A 3,330-nucleotide genomic window follows, 5' to 3' on the forward strand; every position below is an offset into this window, starting at 1 on the left:
CCCCACCGCCAGATGCAACGCCACCAACGACGACGAGCACGCCGTGTCCACCGTGATCGCCGGCCCCTCCAGACCCAGCACGTACGCCACCCGACCCGAGACCACGCTGGCGGTGGAGCCCGTCAGCCGGTAGCCCTCGAGGTCGACGTCCTCCTCCACGGCCCCCGTGCCGTAGCCCTGGTTCGAGTGGCCCACGAAGACGCCGGTGCGGCTGCCGCGCAGCGAGTCCGGCGCGATGCCGGCGTGCTCGAGCGTCTCCCAGACCGACTGCAGCGCGTGGCGCTGCTGCGGGTCCATCGCCAACGCCTCCCGCGGCGAGATGCCGAAGAACGCCGCGTCGAAGTCGCCCGCTCCGTCGATGAAGCTGCCTCGCGCCACGCCGCCGCGCGCCAGCTCGCCCACGCTCCAGCTGCGGTCGTCGGGGGCGTCCGTCGCGGTGGTCGCGCCGGCGGCCACGAGGTCCCACAGGGCCTGCGGTCCGTCGACCCCGCCGGGCAGCCGGCAGCCCATGCCGACAGGGAGTCCACGCCCAGCCGCGAGAAGGGCTGGTCCACGTCGACCGCGTCCGACGACTCGTGCCCGAGCACGGTCGCCACCCGGTCCCGCACCAGCGCAGCCAGGGCGCCCACGTCCTGCGGGCGTCCGGGTCCCGCCGGCTCCGACCCGCGCACGGGGTGCGCGGGAGGCTCGGCCGCGTCCGACAGCTCGTCGAAGAGCCGGGTCGGACGCAGGGCCGTGTAGGCGGCGAGGAAGCGTCGCCACTGCACGTCCATCACGATCGGCGCGGGGTCGGCGCGGTCGAGCGCCGACACCAGCGACGCGGTGGCCGCGTCGGGGTCCATCAGCAGCACCCCGTGGCGACGGAACCGCTCGGCCACGGGCCCCTCGGCCATGCCTCCGCCGGCCCACGTGCCCCACGACACCGACGTGGCCGGGAGGCCGGCGCGACGACGTTCGTGCGCGATCGCGTCGAGCACCGCGTTGCCCGGGGCGTAGCCGCCGAGCCCCGGTGCCCCGAACGCCGACGCGAACGAGGAGAACAGGACGAAGTCGTCCAGGTCACCGGCACGCGTCAGCGCGTCGAGGTGGAGGGCACCCTGCACCTTCGCGCGGCTCGAGCGCTCGATCCGCTCCGCCGTCAGCTCGGTCACGACGGCGTCGTCGAGCGTGGCCGCCGCGTGGAAGACCGACGTCAGCGGCATGTCGTCGCCGATGTCGGACAGCACCGCCGCGAGGGCGTCACGATCGGTGACGTCGCAGGCGCGCAGGTCGACCTCGGCCCCGGCCTCCTCCAGGTCGCGCACCAGGGCCGCGGCATCGGGGGCCTGCGGGCCACGCCGGCTCAGCAGCACCAGGCGCCGGGCACCGCGACCGGCGAGCCAGCGTGCGACGTGCCGACCGACGCCACCGGTCGCACCGGTGACGAGGACCGTGCCCTGCGGGCGCCACTGCTGTGTCGCGGGTGCCGCGACCCGGACCCACCGCCGCGCCCAGGGGCCGGTGCCGCGCAGCGCAACTTGGTCCTCCCCGTCGTCGGTGGCGAGCACGGCCCCCAGCTGGGACACGACGTCGTCGCCCACGTCCGCCGGAAGGTCCACGAGACCGCCCCACACGGCGGGGTTCTCGAGCCCGACCACCCGGCCGAGACCCCAGAGGGCGCCGCCGCCCAGCGTGCGCACAGCCTCGTGCGGACCGGTGGCGACCGCACCGCTCGTGACGCACCACACCCGCGTCGTCGCACCGGCGGCCACCACCGACTGCACCACGCCGAGCAGGTCCCGCACGGCGTCGGAGTCGAGCGGCGCCGACGTGTCCTCGGGCGCGTCGACGGCGAGCAGGCTCAGGACGCCAGCGACGTCGAGGCCCTGGTCGAGCCTTGTGGCCACGTCGTGCGCGGCGCCTCCCGGCGCGACGCAGAGGCGCTCCACCTGGGCTCCGCGGCGCGACAGCTCCTGCTCGACGCCGGCCAGCAGCCCGGCGTCGTGGTCGGGGCGGTGGAGCACCCACCAGGTGCCGGTCAGGCGCGCGCCGGGGTCGGCGGCGACGGGGCGCCAGCTGATCCGGTACGCCCGCGGGTCGGGCTCGCCGCCGACGGAGACCCGCCGGTCCGGCGGCGACCACCAGATCCGGCGCCGCTCGAACGGGTAGGTGGGCAGCTCGACGGGGGTCGCGCCGGAGCCGCGGAAGGTCTCCTGCCAGTCGACGGGGACGCCGCCGACGAACGCCCGTGCGAGCGACGCGGCCAGCTCGTCCGGACCGCCGCTCGCACGGCGCAGCGTGCCGACGGTGACGACGTCGACGCCGACCGCCTCGGCGGTCTGCTCCACCGGCGCCAGGAGGATCGGGTGCGCGCTGACCTCGACGAAGGCCGTCCGGCCGCTCTCGACGAGCGTCTCGACGGCGTCGGAGAAGCGCACGGTGCTGCGCAGGTTGTCGAACCAGTACTGCGGGCCCAGCTCGCCCGGACCCACCCACCGACCGGTGACGGTGGACAGCATGGGGACCGCACCGGGCAGCGGGCGCGGTGCCGGGGACAGTCCCTCGAGGACCGCCCTCTCGACGTCGTCCACGTGCCGCGAGTGCGAGGCGTAGTCGACGGGGAGCCGCGTCGCACGGACGCCGTCGGCCGCGCACTCCGCGACCAGCCGCTCCAGGGCGTCGGCGTCGCCCGCGACGACCACGGACGTCGGGCTGTTCACCGAGGCGACGTCGAGCCCGTCGCCGATCCGCTCACGAACCTGCTCCACCGGAGCCGCGACCGAGACCATCGCACCCCGGCGCGTCATCCCCGCGATCGCCACGCTGCGCCGCGCGACGATGCGGGCGGCGTCCTCCAGGGTGAGCAGGCCGGCCACGCAGGCCGCCGCGATCTCGCCCTGCGAGTGACCCACGACGGCGGACGGCTCCACGCCCTGGGCACGCCAGGTGGCCGCCAGCGACACCATGACGGCGAACATCACCGGCTGCACGTGGTCGACCCGCTCCGTGCTCAGGGCGCCACCCGGCGTCGCCCGCGCCGCCTCCTCGCGCAGGAACGCGACGACGTCGAGGTCGAGGTGCGGCCGGAGCGCGCGGGCGCACTCACGCATCGTGCGGGCGAAGACGGGCGAGGAGTCGAGCAGCTCGACGGCCATGCCGGCCCACTGCCAGCCCTGGCCGGGGAACACGAACACCGGGCGCAGCGGTGCCTCGACGACACCGCGTGCCGCCTGCGACGTGCCGTCGGCCACCCTCCTCAGCTCGGCAACCGCGTCGTCGCGCGACGGCACCAGCCCGACCCGGTGCCCGAGGGGTGAGCGTCCGGTCGCGAGCGCGTGGGCGACGTCGAGC

General features: G+C 76.0%; 1 protein-coding gene and 1 pseudogene. Both read right to left on the minus strand.

Features of this window, described 5'->3' with window-relative positions:
- A partial coding sequence (locus A6Q79_RS18725) for a beta-ketoacyl synthase N-terminal-like domain-containing protein (RefSeq protein ID WP_369038015.1) occupies positions 1 to 510 on the minus strand: 510 nt, incomplete at its 3' end.
- A 452-nt stretch (positions 511 to 962) separates the two neighbouring features.
- Positions 963 to 3,134, minus strand: a pseudogene (locus A6Q79_RS16085) (type I polyketide synthase); the annotation flags it as partial.
- Between the last annotated feature and the right edge of the window lie 196 nt (positions 3,135 to 3,330).

This window comes from Aeromicrobium sp. REDSEA-S32_B7, assembly GCF_001626145.1.
Taxonomy (GTDB): Bacteria; Actinomycetota; Actinomycetes; order Propionibacteriales; family Nocardioidaceae; genus Aeromicrobium; species Aeromicrobium erythreum.